The organism is Saccharothrix sp. NRRL B-16348, from assembly GCF_001280085.1.
In the GTDB taxonomy this organism is placed as follows: domain Bacteria; phylum Actinomycetota; class Actinomycetes; order Mycobacteriales; family Pseudonocardiaceae; genus Actinosynnema.
Map to the genome: position 1 here is coordinate 1 of NZ_LGED01000099.1, position 438 is coordinate 438.

Annotated in this window: 1 protein-coding gene; it reads right to left on the minus strand. The window is 68.0% G+C overall.

Features of this window, described 5'->3' with window-relative positions; genetic code table 11:
- A partial coding sequence (locus ADK67_RS11050; protein WP_157620121.1) for a DUF2399 domain-containing protein occupies positions 1 to 417 on the minus strand: 417 nt, incomplete at its 3' end.
- Positions 418 to 438: the final 21 nt, after the last annotated feature.

Below are 438 nucleotides of genomic sequence, written 5' to 3' on the forward strand. Positions count from 1 at the left end.
CTTGGCCAGGTCGGGATCCCAGGTGGCCTCAGCGGGGCCGTTGTTCAACGTCGGCAGTTCGACACCGCGGGCGATCAGGGTGGTGACGGCCTCGCGGTAGTCGTTCGCCGACATGCGCCACGCCGTGCCGTCGGTCCAGGCGAGGATGTCGTTGGTCGCGCGGACGCCGTCCGGTGTGAAGTCGTTGTGGCAGCGGACCGCCTTGCCGATGAGATGGTGCCTGGCCTGTGCGGTGAGGCCGGTCGGGAGCACCATCAACGGGCCGGGCACGCCGGATTCGAGCAGGCGTGGGCTGCGGACAACGGTGATCTCCGGGGTGTCGAGGGTGTCGTTCAGCGTCAGGTAGCCCTGGGAGGTCAGCACCGGGTCGCTATAGGCGTCCTTGAGGATTCCAGCCTGCTCCCAGGTCGTGCCCATGAGTTCGAGCGCCTTGCCCAC